The sequence below is a fragment of the Alcanivorax sp. IL3 genome (genome assembly GCF_047495465.1).
GTDB lineage: Bacteria > Pseudomonadota > Gammaproteobacteria > Pseudomonadales > Alcanivoracaceae > Alcanivorax > Alcanivorax jadensis.
The window spans coordinates 1,587,882-1,605,090 of the sequence record NZ_CP179931.1 but is presented as its reverse complement, the minus strand read 5'-3'; the positions used below and the strand labels follow the sequence as shown (position 1 = coordinate 1,605,090).

The window sequence follows — 17,209 nt, the reverse complement described above, 5'->3', positions numbered from 1 at the left end:
CGATCAGAGGTCCTGACCACAACCACTGAAGAGCTTTTCGTTACTGATAACCTTCACCTGATAATCGAAAGACTCACCGCTCATGGAGTCATCGCAGGGCATTTCGCTGATTTCCACTTTCAGCTGGTCAGTGTCGGTGTTGGCAAGGTAAATGGTTTCCGTGCCTTCGGTCTGCGCCCCTGGGTCCGGAGTGGTTACCGTGGTTTCGCCGTAGTCGCCCACAAAGACCAACTTTTCGTCCGGGTAAATTGCCAGATGCCAGCCAGGCTCGTTACCGACGGCCCAGAATGACGCCCCCGCTTCCTGCGCCTTCACCATGGCGGTTTTCGGTCGCGCCTCCGCGGATTGCTCGGCGCCAACCCGCTGCAACATGACCGTGATCTCTTCACCGCTGGCCCGTTCGCCCAGTTCGGCGGTATGCCGTTCGGTGGTGAGCCACAGCAACTGCCCATCCGCGCCACGAATTTCCGCACGTACCGCATACGCCATTGGATGGTCATGCATTACCGCATCCCTGGCATAGCGCAGGGTAAAGGGCACCGGTACCTGACCCGGGTCGTCGATATGTTGCTCGGCAATCACTGTGGACGGCGCATCGGCCAGCGATACATCCTCCAGGGTTACCGTGAGCGTTGCACCTTGCGGCATGGCCATGCGCTCGCGGTACATGACTTTACCACTGAGGATCTGCTGCTCGGTCTTTTCACTCTGCTCCACCACGGTGGGTTGTTGGCTATCAGATTCCGGTTTTCCCTGATCACAGCCAGACAGGGCAAGCAAGGCAGCAATGCCAGCGGAGCCAAACAGCACGGAAACAGAACGGTGGGTCAATATGGGAGATCGCATAGTCATTCCTTGTCATCGTCAGTGATGGGATTCGCTGGACGCTCGGCGGTTCCCTGCCGAGCTTTACTAATAAAGCACCGCCCATAAAAAAGCAGCCCACTGGGGCTGCTTTTTTACTTTTCTTCAACGATGTCTTTAAACGGTAACGACCAGCTCCACATCAATATGCCGCGGGAGGCAGCACACCTTATGGGCCTTTTCCTCCAGGGTCTGCGCTTGCTCCTGATCCAGCCAGGGCGAGCCGGCACAAAAAAGCCCCGGCTTGCCGGGGCTTCAGAGCATTCATAGCCAACCGGCCTCAACCGAAAGCCGGAATCCCGGTCTGGGACCGGCCCAGAATCAGGGCGTGAACATCATGGGTGCCCTCGTAGGTGTTTACCGCCTCCAGGTTCATCACATGGCGGATCACATGGTACTCGTCGCTGATACCGTTGCCACCGTGCATGTCACGGGCCTGGCGGGCGATATCGATGGCCTTGCCGCAGTTGTTGCGTTTCATCAGCGACACCATTTCCGGCGCCCAGTTGCCGGCATCCATCAGTCGGCCCAGCTGTAGCGCGCCCTGCAGGCCCAAGGTAATTTCGGTCTGCATGTCCGCCAACTTTTTCTGGATCAGTTGGGTAGCGGCCAGTGGCCGGCCAAACTGCTTGCGATCCAGGGTGTACTGGCGTGCTGCCTGCCAGCAGAATTCCGCCGCGCCCATGGCACCCCAGCTGATCCCGTAACGGGCCTTGTTAAGGCAGCTGAACGGCCCTTTCAGCCCCTCTACGTCCAGGCGGTTTTCGTCCGGTACGAAGCAGTCATCCAGCATGATCTGCCCGGTGATGGAGGCGCGCAGGGAGAACTTGCCTTCGATCTTCGGGGTGGTGAAACCGTCAAAGCTGCGTTCCACCACAAAGCCGGTGATCTTGCCGTCCAGATTGGCCCACACCACCGCCACATCGGCAATGGGCGAATTGGTAATCCAGGTCTTGGCGCCGTTGAGCAGGTAGCCACCGTCCACCTTCCTGGCGCGGGTGCTCATGGAACCCGGATCGGAACCGTGATCCGGCTCGGTGAGACCGAAGCAGCCGACCCACTCGCCGGTGGCCAGTTTCGGCAGGTATTTCTGGCGCACCGCTTCACTGCCAAAGGCATGAATCGGGAACATTACCAGTGACGACTGTACGCTCATGGCCGAGCGATAACCGGAGTCCACCCGTTCCACTTCCCGGGCCACCAGGCCGTAGCTCACATGGTTCACACCGGCACCGCCATACTGCTCGGGAATGGTGGGGCCGAGAAAACCCAGCTCGCCCATTTCCGTCATGATTTCCCGGTGAAAAATCTCGTGCCGGTTGGCTTCCAGCACTCGGGGCATCAGTTTGCTCTGGCAGTAATCATGGGCCGCATCACGAATCATGCGCTCGTCTTCGGTGAGCTGGGTTTCCAGCAACAACGGATCTTTCCAGTCGAATCTCTGCATTAGTAATCCTGTTCGTTTCATTCCGCAGGGCGGACATTTCCGGCAGGAAATCTCCGCCCTGCGGGTTTCGTTATTAATTATTAACTATTAATTATTCATTGCCTTTCAATCACCATGGCCACGCCCTGCCCCACACCAATACAGAGGCTGACCAGTGCATAGCGGCCACCGCTGGCTTCCAGCTGGCGCATGGCGGTAAGGGCCAGGCGGGCGCCGGACGCCCCCAGTGGATGGCCCACGGCAATGGCGCCACCATTCGGGTTCAGGCGTTCATCATCGCCGGCCAGGCCCAGCTGCTTGCAACAGCCTAAGACCTGGGTGGCGAACGCCTCGTTAATTTCGATCACATCCATCTGGTCCAGGGTCAGCCCGGCCCGGGCCAGTGCCTTGTTGCAGGCCTCTACCGGTCCCAGCCCCATCACACGGGGCGCCACACCGGCCACGGCACCGGCGAGAATCCGTGCGCGGGGCGCAATGCCCGCCGCATCACCGGCAGCGCGAGAACCGATAATCAGTGCCGCCGCGCCGTCATTCACGCCCGATGCATTCCCTGCGGTGATGGTGCCACCCTCAACGATAGCAGGCAGTTTTGCCAATTTTTCGGCAGTGGTGCCGGCACGGGGATGCTCATCCTCTGCCACAGTCAGCGGATCTTTCTTGCGGCCCTGGGGAACGGTGACCGGCAGGATTTCTGCCTGGTAGAAACCGCGCTCCCGGGCGGCCTGGTAGCGCTGCTGCGAGCGGGCGGCAAACGCATCCGATGCGTCACGGCTGATGCCCAGATCGTCCGCCACGTTCTGGGCGGTTTCCGGCATGGTGTCGGCACCGAACTGGCGGAGAATGGCCGGGTTGGGAAAGCGGGCACCGATGGTGCTATCGAAAATGGTCATGTCGCGGCTAAAGGCTTTCTCCGCCTTGGCCATCACAAAGGGCGCCCGGCTCATGGATTCGGTACCGCCAGACACGATCAGCTCGCCCTCGCCCACCGTCACCATGCGCGCGGCATCCAGCGTCGCCGCCAGGCCACTGCCACACAGGCGGTTAACGGTTATCCCGGCCACGGATTCCGGCAGCCCCGCCAGCAACCCGGCGTGGCGCGCCACATTGCGGGCATCCTCCCCGGCCTGATTGGTATTACCGATCACCACGTCTTCATAGCGGGACAGCTCGAACCCGTTGCGCTGCACCAGCTCACGGATCACCCCGGCCAACAGATCATCCGGTCGCACCGGTGCCAGGGCGCCACCATGGCGACCAAAGGGGGTTCGCAGGCCGTCGTAAATATAGGCATCCAGCATTTGCACTCTCCCATTCAGAGAGTTGAACGTTCAAAGTTTAACGTTGAAACGCGGGATGGGAATCTGCCATTCGATAAGCGATATCGTCGCGCCCCAATGCTGGCTCTCAAGCCCGCCATTGCGAGGGAATGAGTGCAAGGGGTGGCGACTGACTCAGTCGCGTTTCAACTTTGAACTTTACACTTTCAACTGCTCTTGTCCGCTGTGCGGAATGTTATTTTGAATAACTTGACGAGCAGGATAGGCCGTGACAGAGTGCGATGCAAGAGATTCGCCCTGCGATAACACCCCTAAAAGAAGCCACGCTACAGCCGGACCCGACCATGATCCGTGATGCCGAAACCCTCACTCAGTTGACCGATACCATTGCCCGCTTTGTCCGTGAACGGCTGGTGCCTGCCGAGCAGCACGTGGCCGAGACGGACACCATTCCCGAGGACATTGTCGCCGACATGAAGGCCATGGGGCTATTCGGTCTGTCGATCCCGGAAGAATATGGCGGTCTGGGGCTGACCATGGAGGAGGAAGTGCTGGTGGCCTTCGAGCTGGGCCGTACCTCCCCGGCGTTCCGCTCCCTGATGGGCACCAATAATGGCATCGGTGCCCAGGGCATTCTCATTGATGGTACCGAAGAGCAGAAGCAGAAGTACGTCCCTCCACTGGCCACCGGCGAGGTGATCGGCGCCTTCTGTCTCACCGAGCCGGATGTGGGCTCAGATTCCGGCTCAGTGAAAACCCGCGCCCAGCGTGACGGCGACCACTACATTCTCAATGGCACCAAGCGCTACATCACCAATGGTCCCCGTGCGGGCTTGTTTACGGTAATGGCACGCACCAACCCGGAAATCCAGGGTGGCGGCGGCGTCACCGCCTTTATTGTGGAAGGGGGTACCCCCGGTATTTCCCGCGGCAAGGCCGACGTGAAGATGGGCCAGAAAGGCGCCCACACCTGCGACATCATTTTCGATAACTGCCGGGTGCCCGCCGAGAACATCATCGGCGGCAAGGAAGGCGTGGGTTTCAAGACCGCCATGAAAGTCCTGGACCGTGGCCGTCTGCATATCTCTGCCATCTGTGTGGGCGTGGCCACACGACTGATCGAAGACGCAGTGAATTTTGCCGCCGAACGCAAACAGTTCGGTAAACCCATCATCGAGCACCAGCTGATCCAGGCCATGCTGGCGGATTCCCGCGCGGAAATGTTCGCCGGTCGCTCCATGGTTCTGGAAGCGGCCCGCAGCAAGGACCGGGGTGAAAAAGTCAGCCTGGATGCGTCCTGCTGCAAGCTGTTCTGTTCCGAAATGGTTGGCCGCGTAGCCGACCGCGCCGTGCAGATTCACGGCGGTGCCGGTTATATGGCGGACTATGCAGTGGAACGTTTCTACCGTGACGTGCGCCTGTTCCGGATCTACGAAGGCACCACCCAGATCCAGCAAATCGTCATTGCCCGGGAACTGGCACGGCAGGCGGGGAATAGTTGAAAGTTCAAAGTGGAAAGTTGAAACGCGAATCACTGTTTCTGCCAATTGAACAAAGCCCGAACCGCGCCGACATGCCGTATTCGCGATGCAAGCATAGTTTCCCACAAAAACAGCTGCCATTTTGATCCCTGTGGGAAGCGATGCTTGCATCGCGAATACGGCATTTAATCGCGGGCACTGATTTCATCAATTAGCTTTGACCCTGAACGCGCCTTTCAACTTTACACTTTCAACTTGCAACTCCTCATGCTCCTGACAAGCCCACTCCATTACACCCTCCCCCTGTGCATGCTGGGCACCCTGCTGTTTCTGGTGCTCGATCTGCAAGCCGGTGCCTGGCTGGCGCGGATCGCACTGCTGCTTTATCTGCTGGTGCAATGGCCGCGCCAGACACGGATGGCAAAGGGGATTCTGCTGGTGGTTATCGCCATGGCCGGCGTGGTTGTCTGGCGTGAAACCCACCCTATCCCCATTCTGCTTCAGGCTCTCGACCGGCTCTGTTTCTTTGCCACCTTTGTGTCGTCCCTGGGTCTGCTGCGGGTCTCCGCCATGCGCTCGCGGCTGGTGCGCGAGGCCGGCACTACCCTGATCCGCCAGAAACCGGCCCTGCGTTATCCCACCCTGTCACTGGGCACCGCCCTGTTCGGGGTGATCATCAATATCGGCGTGCTCAATCTGTTCGGCGCCATGGTACTGCGCAGCAATACCCTGAAAGCCGCCGGTGGCCATGATGATATTCAGGCGGCGCGGGAGCGACGCATGATGCTGTCGATTCTGCGAGGTTTTGCCCTGGCACCGCTGGTGTCACCACTGGGCATCACCATGGCGGTGATCCTGGCCAATATGCCGAGCCTTACCTGGGCCACACTGGCGCCGGTGGCACTGCCCACCGCCGGCCTGTTCTTCCTGCTGGGCTGGTGGTTGGACTGGCAACTGCGGCCCGGTCATCTGGCCAGCCGCGTTCCACACACTGCGCCACCCTCCCTGACACCCTTGTGGCAATTCACCCTGCTGGCGCTGGCGATCACCTTGGGAGTCTTTGCGGTATCGATAGCAGCCGAGCTGCGTCTACCGGTGGCGGTGCTGGTGGCCTGTCCGTTGTCAGCTATTTTGTGGATGGCCCTGCAACGGCAGCGACTGGGTGGCGGCACCGGCTTGCCTCGGGCACTGACATTACTGGGGCGACATTCCCGGCTGATCTTTGGCGCCAACCGGGGTGAAATTGCGGTGCTGGGCGGCTCCGCCTGCCTGGGCGCGCTGATCACGCCATTGATTGACCCGCAGATGCTGCATGAGATGCTGTTGGCCACTCATCTTCAGGGCGCCGCCATGGCCGTGGCCGCCATGTTGCTGGTAGTGGCGCTGGCCCAGATCGGCCTCAACCCGATTGTGTCGGTAACGCTACTGGCATCGCTGCTGGGCGATGGTGTGGGCGCCGATCCCCGCCTGCTGGCCGTGGGCCTGATGTGCGCCTGGAGCCTGTCGATGATCTCCTCACCCTTCACCGCGTCCATGCTGGTCCTCAGCCAATTGATCAGCCGCTCGCCCTACCGGATTGCCTGGCGCTGGAACGGGTTGTTCTTTGTGCTGGTGGTGCCGATGCTGGCGTTGTGGTTGGTGGTCTTGAATCAATGGATCGGGGTATGAATTTTTTACCACAGAGGGCACAGAGACCACTGAGAAAAACCAAACGTATGCAACGCACGGGTTTCACTCTGTGATCTCTGTGCCCTCTGTGGTGAACTGCCGTTCGCCTTTGCCCTTCAGGCCGCGAAGTGCCAGATTCCATCACAATCTTCGCGCTGCACGCGGCCCTGCTCCACCAGACAATTGAGATGCGCAATGCTTTCGCCCATGGCAAACATGAGCTGCTGCACATCCAGCTCCCGGTTGAACATCACCGGCAGAATATCGTGGGCGTTGTGGGGGTGATGACGGCAGGCGGCCTGTACCTGGTCCAGTTGCTGGTCGTGATGGGCGACCAGCGCATTGATTCGGTGATGCAGACCCCGGAACGGCAGGCCGTGGGCCGGCAACACCAGGGTGTCCTGCGGCAGGGCATCGCGAATTGCCTTGAGGCTGTCCACAAACGCTACCACCGGGTTCGCCTCCGGTTCCGTGGGCCGCACCATAAGATTGCTGGAAATGGTGGGCAACACCTGGTCGCCGCTGATCAGCAAGCGGTCGTCATTCCGGTACAGACACAGGTGCTCGGGAGCATGGCCACGACCGATGTGAATCTGCCAGTGCTGACCATTGATAGTCAGGCTGTCACCGGCGCCGACAAATTGCGGGTCAGTCGGCATGGGCATCACCACCCGGCGGAAGCCATTGCCCTTGCCGGCCACCTTGTCCAGGTTGTCGCCCTGCAGGCCATGGCTGCCGAGAAAATGCTTGAAGCGCTGGATGGTCTGTTCATCGCTGGCGTCACAGATATGGCTGGCCAGTTGCCACTCGCCGCGGCTCATGATCACCGGTGCCTGGCAGTGTTGCTGCAGCCAGCCGGCCATGCCGAGATGGTCCGGGTGGTAATGGGTGACGATGATGCGGGTCACCGGCTTGCCGTCCAGTTGTTCGGCCAACAGCTGCTGCCAGATGTCCCGGCTGCGGCGCACTCCCAGGCCGGTATCCACGATTACCCAGCCATGGTTATCTTCCAGCAACCAGAGATTGATATGGTCGAGGGCAAAGGGCAGCGGGAAACGCAGCCAGTAAACCCCGTCGGCCACCTTGAAACGCTGGCCTGCCGGCGGCAGATCAGTGAACGGATAGTGTAGTGACATAACCAACCTTTTGTTTTTTCACCACAGAGGTCACCGAGTACACAGAGAAAAACAAACTGCTGTTTGCAACGCCGCTGGTTTCTGAAAGCCGCTTACAGGCCTTCCAGGCAAGGGGTTTTCTCAGTGCACTCTGTGCCCTCTGTGGTAAACCATTATTGATAGGAGCACAGCCATGCGTGCCTGGTGTATTGAGGATCAGCAACTGCAACTGGACACCCTGCCGGACCTGCAACCGGGGCCGGGGGAAATTTGCGTGCAGGTGAAAGCCATCGGCGTGAACCGGGCGGATCTGTTGCAGGTACTGGGCCGCTACCCGGCACCGCCGGGCACCGACAGCCGCATTCCCGGGCTGGAATACGCCGGGGTGGTCAGCGCCGTGGGTGAGCGGGTGCAGCAACGGCAAGTGGGCGATGCGGTGATGGGCCTGGTGCCCGGTTGTGCCTATGCCGAACAGATCGTCACCCACGAACGGGAGGCGCTGACCGTTCCCGAGGGCATGGACTTCGCCCGCGCCGCCACCCTGCCCGAGGCGTTTCTGACCGCCTACCGGGCGTTGTTTCTGGAAGGCGGTTTGCAGCCCGGCCAGTGGTGCCTGATTCGCCCGGCCACCGCCGGAGTCGGCCTGGCCGCCACCCAATTGGCCGCGGCGCTGGGCGCCCGCCCCATCGGCAGCAGCCGGGATCTGAGTAAACTGGACACCGCCAACGACATGGGCCTGGCGGCTCAGGTGTGCGAGGACGGTACCTTGAAAGCCCAGCTTGATGCGCTCACCGACGGACAGGGTGTGGCGGTAATTCTGGATATGGTCGGCCCGGACTGGAACGCCCTGCTCGGCGGCCTGCGCGCCGAGGGCACCCTGGTGAATATCGGCATTCTTGGCGGGCTGACCACGGAGCTGAATCTGGGCGCCCTGCTGATGAAACGCCAGACCCTGAAAAGCATGACCATGCGCAGCCAGCCACTGGAAAACCGCATCCGTATGGCGCAGGTCTTCAATGACCGTCTTGCACCCCTGTTTGCCAGCGGTCGCCTGCTGCCCCTGCCGCTGGAAACCTTCCCCTTCACCGACGCCAAAGCCGCCCACGACCATATGGCCGGTAACGACTTTAGTGGCAAGCGTGTGATTGTGGTTGGCGACTGACATGAGCAAGGCCCAGCGGGAAACAGTATTTGAAATACTATTTCACGTTTCCCGCCAAGGCCTCAATGACCAAAAACATCAGGCCTGACTACGGTTTGTGTCGATGGTCAACGAAAGCGCTTTCCCCTGATACCGGCGCATTACCGCCGGCAAGTCAGAACGTGAACCCCACCCCCAGGTGGAAGGCATACACATTCATGTCAGCCACGAATTCTGCATCACCCACTTCCGCGAACTGATACTGGGGAAGGCCCGGGGCGCGGATGAAGGTGCGATCCACCTTGGCTTTCACTTCCTTGACGCTGATGTACTTGGCATCCGCCGCCAGCCACCAGTGATCGCTCAGCCGCCAATCCGCGCCGATCTGTCCTACCCAGCCGAATTTATCCTGAATCTCCAGCTCCGGTTCTCCCACTTCCGTGAGAATCGGGTTGGTGACGTGGCTATCGTAGGTAAACAGGTACACGGCTCCCAGGCCCACATAGGGCCGGAAGTTGTGATCCATGCGGAATCGCTTCACCAGGGTCACCATGGGCGGTGCCACCTTGGTTTCGCCCACCTTTTCGCCCAGTGCCGGCACCCCGGTGGGAATGCCGTTGGCCTCGGTGACCAGGGGCTCATCCGCCAGCTTGCCCTTGGCCTTCAGCTCCAGCGTGGGCGGTAATGCCGCCATGGTTTCAATGGACCAGCCTCCATCCCCCCAGCGCAGCTTGTAGCCGATGATGGCGGCCGGAATGGTGAGCGGGTCACTGAACGCCTCCCCTTCCTGCTCGCCAGGCTCCACCGCCACTTCAGCAATTTCAGAGAGATTACTGAGAGTGATCGAGCGGGTTTTTATGTCCGGGGACATGTGGATCGCGCCGAAGCGGAAATACAGCCGGTCCTCGCCAAAAATCTTCTGGGTAAATTTCACTCCGGGATAATCCGGGCCGTATTTGTCCTGACTGGCAACATTGGCAGAAAAGAGCCCCAGCACGACAAACAGGAGAAACCGTTTTTTATGATCCATTATTCTTCTCATTATCAAAGCTCCCCCGCATTTTCCTGACCAGCCGTAGTGAGGCGTGCGTGGGTCGGGTTGTTGACCACACGGATGCGGAAGTCGTCCTTGGCAATGCCCAGCTCCAGAGAGCCCACACCTTCTTCGGGGACGATGCCGCCGATGATCAGATCAAGCAGATCGCCCAGCACCGGAATCAGGGCGCCAAGATCCACCGACAGGTTCAGCGTTGCGGCAATGGCGGACGCATTACGCGACTCCAGCGTGATCTGCCCGTTGCGCAGGAATTTCACCGGCCCGGTCAGGTAGGCAGAGACCGGCAGGCTTCTCACGTTGGCATCCGCCACATTGGGGATAGCTTGCCCACCGGGGATCAAAGCGGAGAGCAGCCGCAGGTCCGGTGCATCCAGCCAGGCATCCAGGCGGGTGATGAAGATCGGATTGTCGATTTCCTCACCGGTGTCCGGGTCAATCTGGTTCACCACAAACCCGCGCAAAGGCTGCGGGGGCTTGTCGTCATAGGGCCGAAAACGCAGCACCAGTGCTCCGGTTTCCAGCGGTAACGGAATCAGATCGCCCAGAACCGGAATGGCCAGGGTAGCGTTGGCGGTCAGTGATGTGCCCATCACATGCTGGGCATTGATCTCCACCGGGATCGCTGACTCCCCCACGGTCTGGATACAGAAGATATCGCCATCGGCATCTTCCTGGGTGGCACACCAGCGGCCATTGCCTTCATCGACCAGACCGATATAACTCAGGTCCAGGGGTTCCTTGGGCAGGAACGCCATGGGCAGAGCCGCATGGGTAAAGATCTGGTCGCCGTCATCCAGGTTGGCGCCACCAATCAGCCCTCCTGTGCTTTTCACATGGCCACGGGCATGGTTGTTGACCGCTTCCACTTCATCATCATCCCAGTTGCCATTGCCATTGACGTCGGTGTATTCCCGGGTCAGCACGGTGGCATAGGCGGCGCCTTCATCCGGCGTGGCGGTGAAATCGAGCAGAATCGGCGGACCACCCTCACAGGGTTGGTTAGAGAGAGGACCGCAGGTACCCATGCCGTTGAGCGGGTCCGTATTGATATCCAGGTTGCCGAAGCGGTCGTGGCTGCGGAATACCGCTTCCCCATTGTCGCCACCGTTGATCACCAGCCGGTAGGCATTACCCGGGACAATGGTGTCCGGTGCCGGCAGTGCCCGCAGACGCAGGCTGTTGCGCCGTGCCGACATGGGAATATTCTGCCACTGTCCATTGGCCTGTTCGCCCAGACACATGGCCCCGCCTTCGCAGGATTCACCGTCAGCGGCAATGGTGCCGAAAGTCATGGAGGCCATTTCCATGGGCATATTGAAACTGATCTCGATGGGGCGACTGACGTCATAGAAGAAAGGGTAGAAGAGCGAATCCGACGCCAGCCCCCCCCACACACCGGCCAGCCATTTTCACCGTGTTGCCGTCTGCATCCTGGCGCTCGACACCGCGGTCCTGCAACGCACAACCGATACCGGGGTAGGCCCCCAGTACTACCGGCGGCAGCACCGGCGCATCATCGTTGGCCGCATAACTGGCGGTATCGAAAACAATCTGGCCAGTGCCATCAGTGGCATCCCCGGGCACGAACTGCAGGTGCGAAGGATCGAACAAATCCTGGTCTTTCAGGCCATCGCCCAGATCCAGGTAATAGCGCTGCCCCGCTGCCAGTTCATTGAGCGGAGTAATCACCAGGTTGGAACCACTGCTTCGCACCTGCACCGGCACCGGTTCGTTGCTGTCCTGGCGGAACAACTTCACCTGTTCCATTCCTTCGTCGTGTACCGGCTCGTTGAATACCACGACGATATTGTTGCTCGGTTCTACCTGGGCCTGATTGTGTTCCGGAAACGACCCGGTTGCCTGTAGTGGATCGCGATTGAGCTGTTCGAACTCGAAATCCACATCCGCACGCACCCCCAGTGCAAAGTCCGCGCTGACTTTGGCGGCACCGCTAAGCACGTCCAGTTCCAGGGTTCGAAACACCTCGAAGGTCAGCGCGCCATCCCTCACATCCACCACACCCACCGCCTGGATATGCATCAGGTTCTGGTTTACCGAGGCATTGCCGCGTGGTTCTTCCGCATGCATGGCAAGGTCAAAATTCATGTAAACAAACATCGGCGCATAATCGTCATCGGGCTGAAAGCCCTTCGGCCGATAGGGGTTAGTCACCAGGTAGCCCGTCACGTCGGTCACAAAGGTACCGATGATATCGCCGGTGAACATGGGCGTGCGCACCTCGCCACCGAGCTTGATCGGATCGATACCGGTAATGCGCAGCTGTTGGCCGGCACGGGCCACCACTGGAACAGCGTCCACATGCACATCCGGTCGACCCATCCAGCCTTCCAGTACCAGCGGCATGGCATTCACCTGGGTCACACCCAGTGCTTCGGTAACCAGGTTGAACTGGTTAAGGGGCAACCCGTGCAGGCGAGAGGTTTGCGGGTAGCCAGGATCCCCCAGGACAGGCTGGGCTTTCATCAGTTGCTTGATCGGCGGGTTGAGATCGACCACATCATCCTTGGACAGCGTGGGCGTCAACTCATAGGTCACCGTCTCCAGCACGTCCTCATCAAAATCTTCCAGGCCTTGCAGAGTCAGTGTGTAGGTGTCGCCACCGATCAGATCTTCCTTGGGGTCCAGTGTGATGTAGTGACGCTCATTGAGAATCCTGACATCTACCAGTTCCCCGGATTCCTGATGTTCCAGTTTGACGCTGTCACCGTAGCGGACGGTGGTTTCCACCAGAGGCTCGGTAAAGGTGATCCGCACTGGCGAGAAATCCATGAACGGAAAGCGTTCCTCACCGACAGGCTCGGGCAGGTAAACGCTGGGCATTTCCTGATTGATGGCCAGCACCTGGGGCGCCTGGTCAGGAAGCGGGTTGTACTGACGGGTACGGAAGGTAATCAGCGGGCCGTCCTGATCATCCAGGTTGACGACCCCGGAAGCGATCTCCGGCGACACCCACAGTCGGTATTCTTCACCGGCACGCAGACCAGACATGGAGAACGTCAGGGTACGTTTCCGGTTGGAGACTTCAGCACTGCTGAGATCCACCAGACTCCCATCGCTGTCGGCAAGACACAGCGTACCCACAAAGTTCTCGCCGTCAGGCTGGCACTCTGCCTTGGCCGCTGCTTCGTCGATATCACTGGAAAAGGTCAGCAGCAATTTGCTGCCCAGGGGCAGATCCACCATACCGTCCGAGGGGTAGGCATAGATCAGTGCGTCGCCGGGCTCCGGTGGGATAAACAAATCCGGGTCGTCTTCGCAGGCATTCAGTAAGGGATAAAGCAGGGATAAGACAGCCAGACGCTGAATGATTGTTGTGCGCATCCTTTCACCCGTTTCTTGTTTTTGGCGACAGATTATTCTGTTTGCGGGGACAGGATTAAGCGGCGAGAGGACAGGGACAAGTTATCGTTTGTAAGCAAAAATCCACATATTATCGAGTTTTATCTACCTGATAAATATACGGTTTTTGTCTTCACGTATACTTCACGCGGCAAATTACCAAGCAATTCAATGGCTTTTGAAAATCAACTTTTCCATCAGGATTTCTGCACTAAAACTTTGTTCGTAATCCTTCGTTGACAAGAAAAACCGCAACATGACGTTTTGTATCATGTTGCGGACAGAATGACGCCTCATTGATAACGGATACGCAGTGCGGTAAGCACAGTAGTCAGGTGCGGAACAGGCACGCCGAGGCGTTGGGCAATTGCCACCACATTGCCCAGGATGGCATCCAGTTCGATGGGCCGGTCGTTCAGGTAATCCAGCGCCATGGAATTCTTGTAGGCACCCATCTTGCGGGTACCGACCAGATTCTTTTCCACCAGATCGTCCGGTAGCGGATAACCATCCGCAGCGGCGACCGCCATCACCTCTTCCATCATGGTGCGGACCAGGTCTTCACCACCGGGGGCATCGAGAATCGACAGGGTATCGGCGCCATTGCACAGAACGCTCAGAGGATTGAACGGTGCATTCCAGACACACTTGCGCCAGCGCTCCCCCACCACCGCTTCGCTATCGTTGACGTCAATGCCCCCTTCCCTGAACAGGCTGCTCAAACGGCGGCAGTGGCCATCAAAGCCAGCGGGAAAATTACCCATCACCAGTTGGCCATAGGCCTGATGATGGATCTCACCGGGGCCGGTGCGGCTGACAGCGATAAATGCCAGGCAGCTTACCAGGGGATGTTCCGGGAAGGCCTCGGCCAAATCACGCTCGATATCCAGCCCGTTTTCGATCAGCACCAGGCCGGTGTGTTCTCCCATCCAAGGTCGTACCAGGGCAGCGCGATCCACGCCCGGCAATACCTTCACGCACAGCAGCACATAGTCGGGAAAACGGTCCGGCTTTTCATCGGATCGATACACTCGATCCGGCTGCCAGGACAGCTCCCCAAGAGGACTGGTAAAGCGAAAACCGCCCTCCTTTACTGCGTCATAATCCGAGCGCAGCACCACGCCCACCTCACAGCCGGCGCGCTTGAGAATGGCACCGTAAAAGCTGCCGATGGCGCCAGCACCGACTACCAGAATGCGGGGTTTATCCGTCATAACAGTTTCCTTATCAATCCCCGCCGCATGGCATGCAAAGGCCAAAGCGCCAGCAGGAAAACGATCAACAACAACCAGAAAGCCCGGTCAAAACCATATTCAAAAGCCTGCGCCAGGGACGCAGCAGGATCAGTCTGCCCGTAGCGATCGCTGAAAAATTGTATGCAAAGGGCGCACAGGTTGACGCCCAGGGCACCACCGATCTGACGGGCGAAATTGAAAATACCCGAGCCCTGGGGAATCAGCGCCGGTGGCAGCAACCCCAATGCCCCGGTGGACGATGGTGGCATCATCAGGCCCAGCCCCACTCTGCCAAGCAGCGTCCACCACACCAGCCACACCGCAGAGGTGGTCAGGGTGGCGCCGGCCATCAGCACCATGTTGAGTACAAACAACACCAGGCCCGCCATCATGATGCGGGTTTCGGAAAAACGGTCAGTCAGATGCCCGGCAACCGGAAAGGTGAAGGCCATGGCCAACCCCGCTGGCATCAGCATCAGACCGGCGCTGGCAGCACTCTCGCCAAGCACCTGCTGGAAATACAGCGGGGTTACATAGGTGGACGCGAACACCCCGGCACCGATCACCATGGACATGAGAAAACTGCCCGTGAAGCCCGGGTAACGAAACACTCTCAGATCCATGAGAGGCTGCGGATTGCGCCGCTGCCAGAAGGCAAATAGCACCAGCGAAACAATGCCACCCGGTAACGTCACCAGCAGCAAGGGGTCACCCCAGCCACGTCGGTGACCATTGGCCAGGCCCCATAATACTGCCGTGATACCCATTGCCAATAACAGGACACCGGCGCGGTCGAGGCGAATCGCCGCCAACTGACGATCCTTGCCGGGCAGGTAACGCCAGGCCATGGCCATGCCAATCACACAGGCTGGCAACACCACCAGGAACACCGCTCGCCAGGACAGGGTATCCACCAGCACCCCACCAATGGCGGGAGCAATGGCCGGGCCCAGCACCACGCCCAGACCATAGATACCCATGGCCTGGCCACGACGGTTAAGCGGGAAGACCTGGAAGATGGTAATCATGGCCAACGGTTGTATCAGGCCGGCCAACAGCCCCTGCCCGATACGGGCAGCCACCAGCAGAGGAAACTGCTCACTGAACGCGCCGATGATGGACACGGCAATAAACAGCCCCATGGCCAACAGATAGGCACCCCGGGCGCCGAACCTCTGGGCACACCAGGCATTGAGCAGCATGCCCACGGTCATGGCAGCAAGAAAGCCGGTGGCAAGCCAGTGCACCTGATCCTGGGCCAGCTGAAATTCCACCATGATGGTGGGGATAGCCACATTGATAATCGTAGATGCCAGCACCACAGACATGGTACCGAGCATCACTGTTATCGTGGCCAGCCAGCGATAGCGCGGGCCATGCAGCGCAAAAAGCGCTTGGACCTGCGCTTCCACTGCTGCCATTACCGGGAAGCATCCTCGCTGACCTGCACCAGCAATTTACCCCGGTTACGCCCTTCCAGCAGGCCCTGGAAGGCATCCACGGTGTTTTCCAGACCCTGGACAATATCTTCCTGATACTGGATTTTTCCAGCCTGCATCCAGCTGCTCATGTCACGAACGAAGTCCTTCATCAGGTGAGCATAATCGAACTGGATGAAACCCTTGATCAGCACCCGCTTGACCAGCAACTTGGTCAGGAACGCTGGCAACTGATCCGGACCCTGGGGCGCTTCGGTGTCGTTGTAATGGGCAATGCGACCGCACAGGGGAATGCGGGCGAAATCGTTAACCAGTTTCATCACCGCATCAAACACCTTGCCACCCACGTTTTCGAAATAGATATCGATGCCGTCCGGGCACGCCGCCTTGAGCTGGGCTTCAAAGTCGTCGTCCTTGTAGTTCACACAGGCATCAAACCCATAGACATCCACCACGTGCTGGCATTTATCCGGCGCACCGGCCACGCCCACCACACGGCAACCCTTGAGCTTGGCGATCTGACCGACCACCTGACCGACCGCGCCGCTGGCGGCAGACACGACAACCGTCTCGCCTTCTTTCGGCTGGCCGATTTCCAGCAACCCGGCATAGGCGGTAAAACCGGGCATGCCCAGCACACCCACGGCGGTGCTGATAGGCGCCTGTTTCGGATCCAGCTTGCGCAGCATCTCCTTGCCCTGCACCGAGTATTCCTGCCAGCCACCAAAGCCGAGCACGTAATCGCCGGCTTCATAGCCATCCAGGCGTGATTCCACCACCTGGCCAACGGTAGCGCCCTGCATCACATCACCCAGCTCCACACTGGCGGCGTAGGACTTGGCCGGGCTCATGCGGCCACGCATGTAGGGGTCCAGGGACAGGTAAATAGTCTTGATCAGAACTTGTCCGTCCTTCGGAGACGGCATCTCCCCTTCACACATGGGCAGATGCTCAGCCTGCGGCATGCCCTTGGGGTACTCGGACAGAATGATCTGGCGGTTAATTGTCATGGTGCTCTCCCGAATAGTGACACCGTAGGAGCGGCGCTCGAGCCGCGAATATGCTTGCGAAAAGCCAAACCAGTAACGAGTCACGAGAAACGATTCGCGAAAATCCAGACCGGCC

13 protein-coding genes are annotated in these 17,209 nt (G+C 59.3%); 3 read left to right on the top strand and 10 right to left on the bottom strand.

Annotation, left to right across the window (positions count from 1 at the left end; genetic code table 11):
* Positions 1-3: 3 nt before the first annotated feature.
* From ACMG4M_RS07500 to ACMG4M_RS07490, 3 genes are all read right to left on the bottom strand, one after another.
* On the bottom strand, positions 4-846 hold the full coding sequence (locus ACMG4M_RS07500; RefSeq protein WP_272962478.1) for a YbaY family lipoprotein: 843 nt from the start codon (positions 844-846) through the stop codon (positions 4-6).
* Positions 847-1,144: 298 nt separating this feature from the next.
* Complete coding sequence (locus ACMG4M_RS07495) at positions 1,145-2,311, bottom strand: acyl-CoA dehydrogenase (protein WP_035250339.1); 1,167 nt, start codon at positions 2,309-2,311, stop codon at positions 1,145-1,147.
* A gap of 95 nt (positions 2,312-2,406) precedes the next feature.
* Positions 2,407-3,609, bottom strand: coding sequence for a 3-oxoadipyl-CoA thiolase (locus ACMG4M_RS07490; protein WP_035250337.1), 1,203 nt, complete (start codon positions 3,607-3,609; stop codon positions 2,407-2,409).
* 323 nt (positions 3,610-3,932) lie between these two features.
* Here ACMG4M_RS07490 and ACMG4M_RS07485 point away from each other — a divergent pair, with 323 nt between their 5' ends.
* Both ACMG4M_RS07485 and ACMG4M_RS07480 read left to right on the top strand, forming a co-directional pair.
* Positions 3,933-5,090: an acyl-CoA dehydrogenase family protein gene (locus ACMG4M_RS07485; RefSeq protein ID WP_414431057.1), complete on the top strand. Its 1,158-nt coding sequence runs from the start codon at positions 3,933-3,935 to the stop codon at positions 5,088-5,090.
* Between the two features lie 246 nt (positions 5,091-5,336).
* Positions 5,337-6,737 carry a hypothetical protein gene (locus ACMG4M_RS07480; protein ID WP_414431056.1) on the top strand — a complete coding sequence of 467 codons (1,401 nt, stop codon included), beginning with the start codon at positions 5,337-5,339 and terminating at the stop codon, positions 6,735-6,737.
* A gap of 116 nt (positions 6,738-6,853) precedes the next feature.
* On the opposite strand, the gene ACMG4M_RS07475 is transcribed toward ACMG4M_RS07480, so the two are convergent.
* Positions 6,854-7,873 carry an MBL fold metallo-hydrolase gene (locus tag ACMG4M_RS07475; RefSeq protein WP_414431055.1) on the bottom strand — a complete coding sequence of 340 codons (1,020 nt, stop codon included), beginning with the start codon at positions 7,871-7,873 and terminating at the stop codon, positions 6,854-6,856.
* Positions 7,874-8,045: 172 nt separating this feature from the next.
* On the opposite strand from ACMG4M_RS07475, the gene ACMG4M_RS07470 reads away from it, so the two are divergent.
* Entirely contained in the window at positions 8,046-9,014 is a 969-nt protein-coding gene (locus ACMG4M_RS07470; protein WP_273009044.1) for an NAD(P)H-quinone oxidoreductase, read from the top strand.
* Between the two features lie 154 nt (positions 9,015-9,168).
* Here ACMG4M_RS07470 and ACMG4M_RS07465 read toward each other — a convergent pair whose 3' ends face one another.
* The 6 genes from ACMG4M_RS07465 to ACMG4M_RS07440 form a co-directional block, all read right to left on the bottom strand.
* Entirely contained in the window at positions 9,169-10,023 is an 855-nt protein-coding gene (locus tag ACMG4M_RS07465; RefSeq protein ID WP_272962474.1) for an OmpW/AlkL family protein, read from the bottom strand.
* 14 nt (positions 10,024-10,037) lie between these two features.
* Complete coding sequence (locus tag ACMG4M_RS07460; protein WP_414431054.1) at positions 10,038-11,342, bottom strand: hypothetical protein; 1,305 nt, start codon at positions 11,340-11,342, stop codon at positions 10,038-10,040.
* Between the two features lie 52 nt (positions 11,343-11,394).
* Positions 11,395-13,392: an Ig-like domain-containing protein gene (locus tag ACMG4M_RS07455; protein ID WP_414431053.1), complete on the bottom strand. Its 1,998-nt coding sequence runs from the start codon at positions 13,390-13,392 to the stop codon at positions 11,395-11,397.
* Positions 13,393-13,703: 311 nt separating this feature from the next.
* Entirely contained in the window at positions 13,704-14,624 is a 921-nt protein-coding gene (locus tag ACMG4M_RS07450; protein ID WP_272962472.1) for a ketopantoate reductase family protein, read from the bottom strand.
* The gene (locus ACMG4M_RS07445) at positions 14,621-16,066 is read right to left on the bottom strand and encodes a DHA2 family efflux MFS transporter permease subunit (RefSeq protein ID WP_414431052.1); all 1,446 of its coding nucleotides are present in this window, start codon (positions 16,064-16,066) and stop codon (positions 14,621-14,623) included. Before ACMG4M_RS07445 ends, ACMG4M_RS07450 begins: the two co-directional genes overlap by 4 nt.
* Entirely contained in the window at positions 16,066-17,094 is a 1,029-nt protein-coding gene (locus ACMG4M_RS07440; RefSeq protein ID WP_414431051.1) for an NADP-dependent oxidoreductase, read from the bottom strand. The genes ACMG4M_RS07445 and ACMG4M_RS07440 overlap by 1 nt, the downstream gene beginning before the upstream one ends.
* Positions 17,095-17,209: the final 115 nt, after the last annotated feature.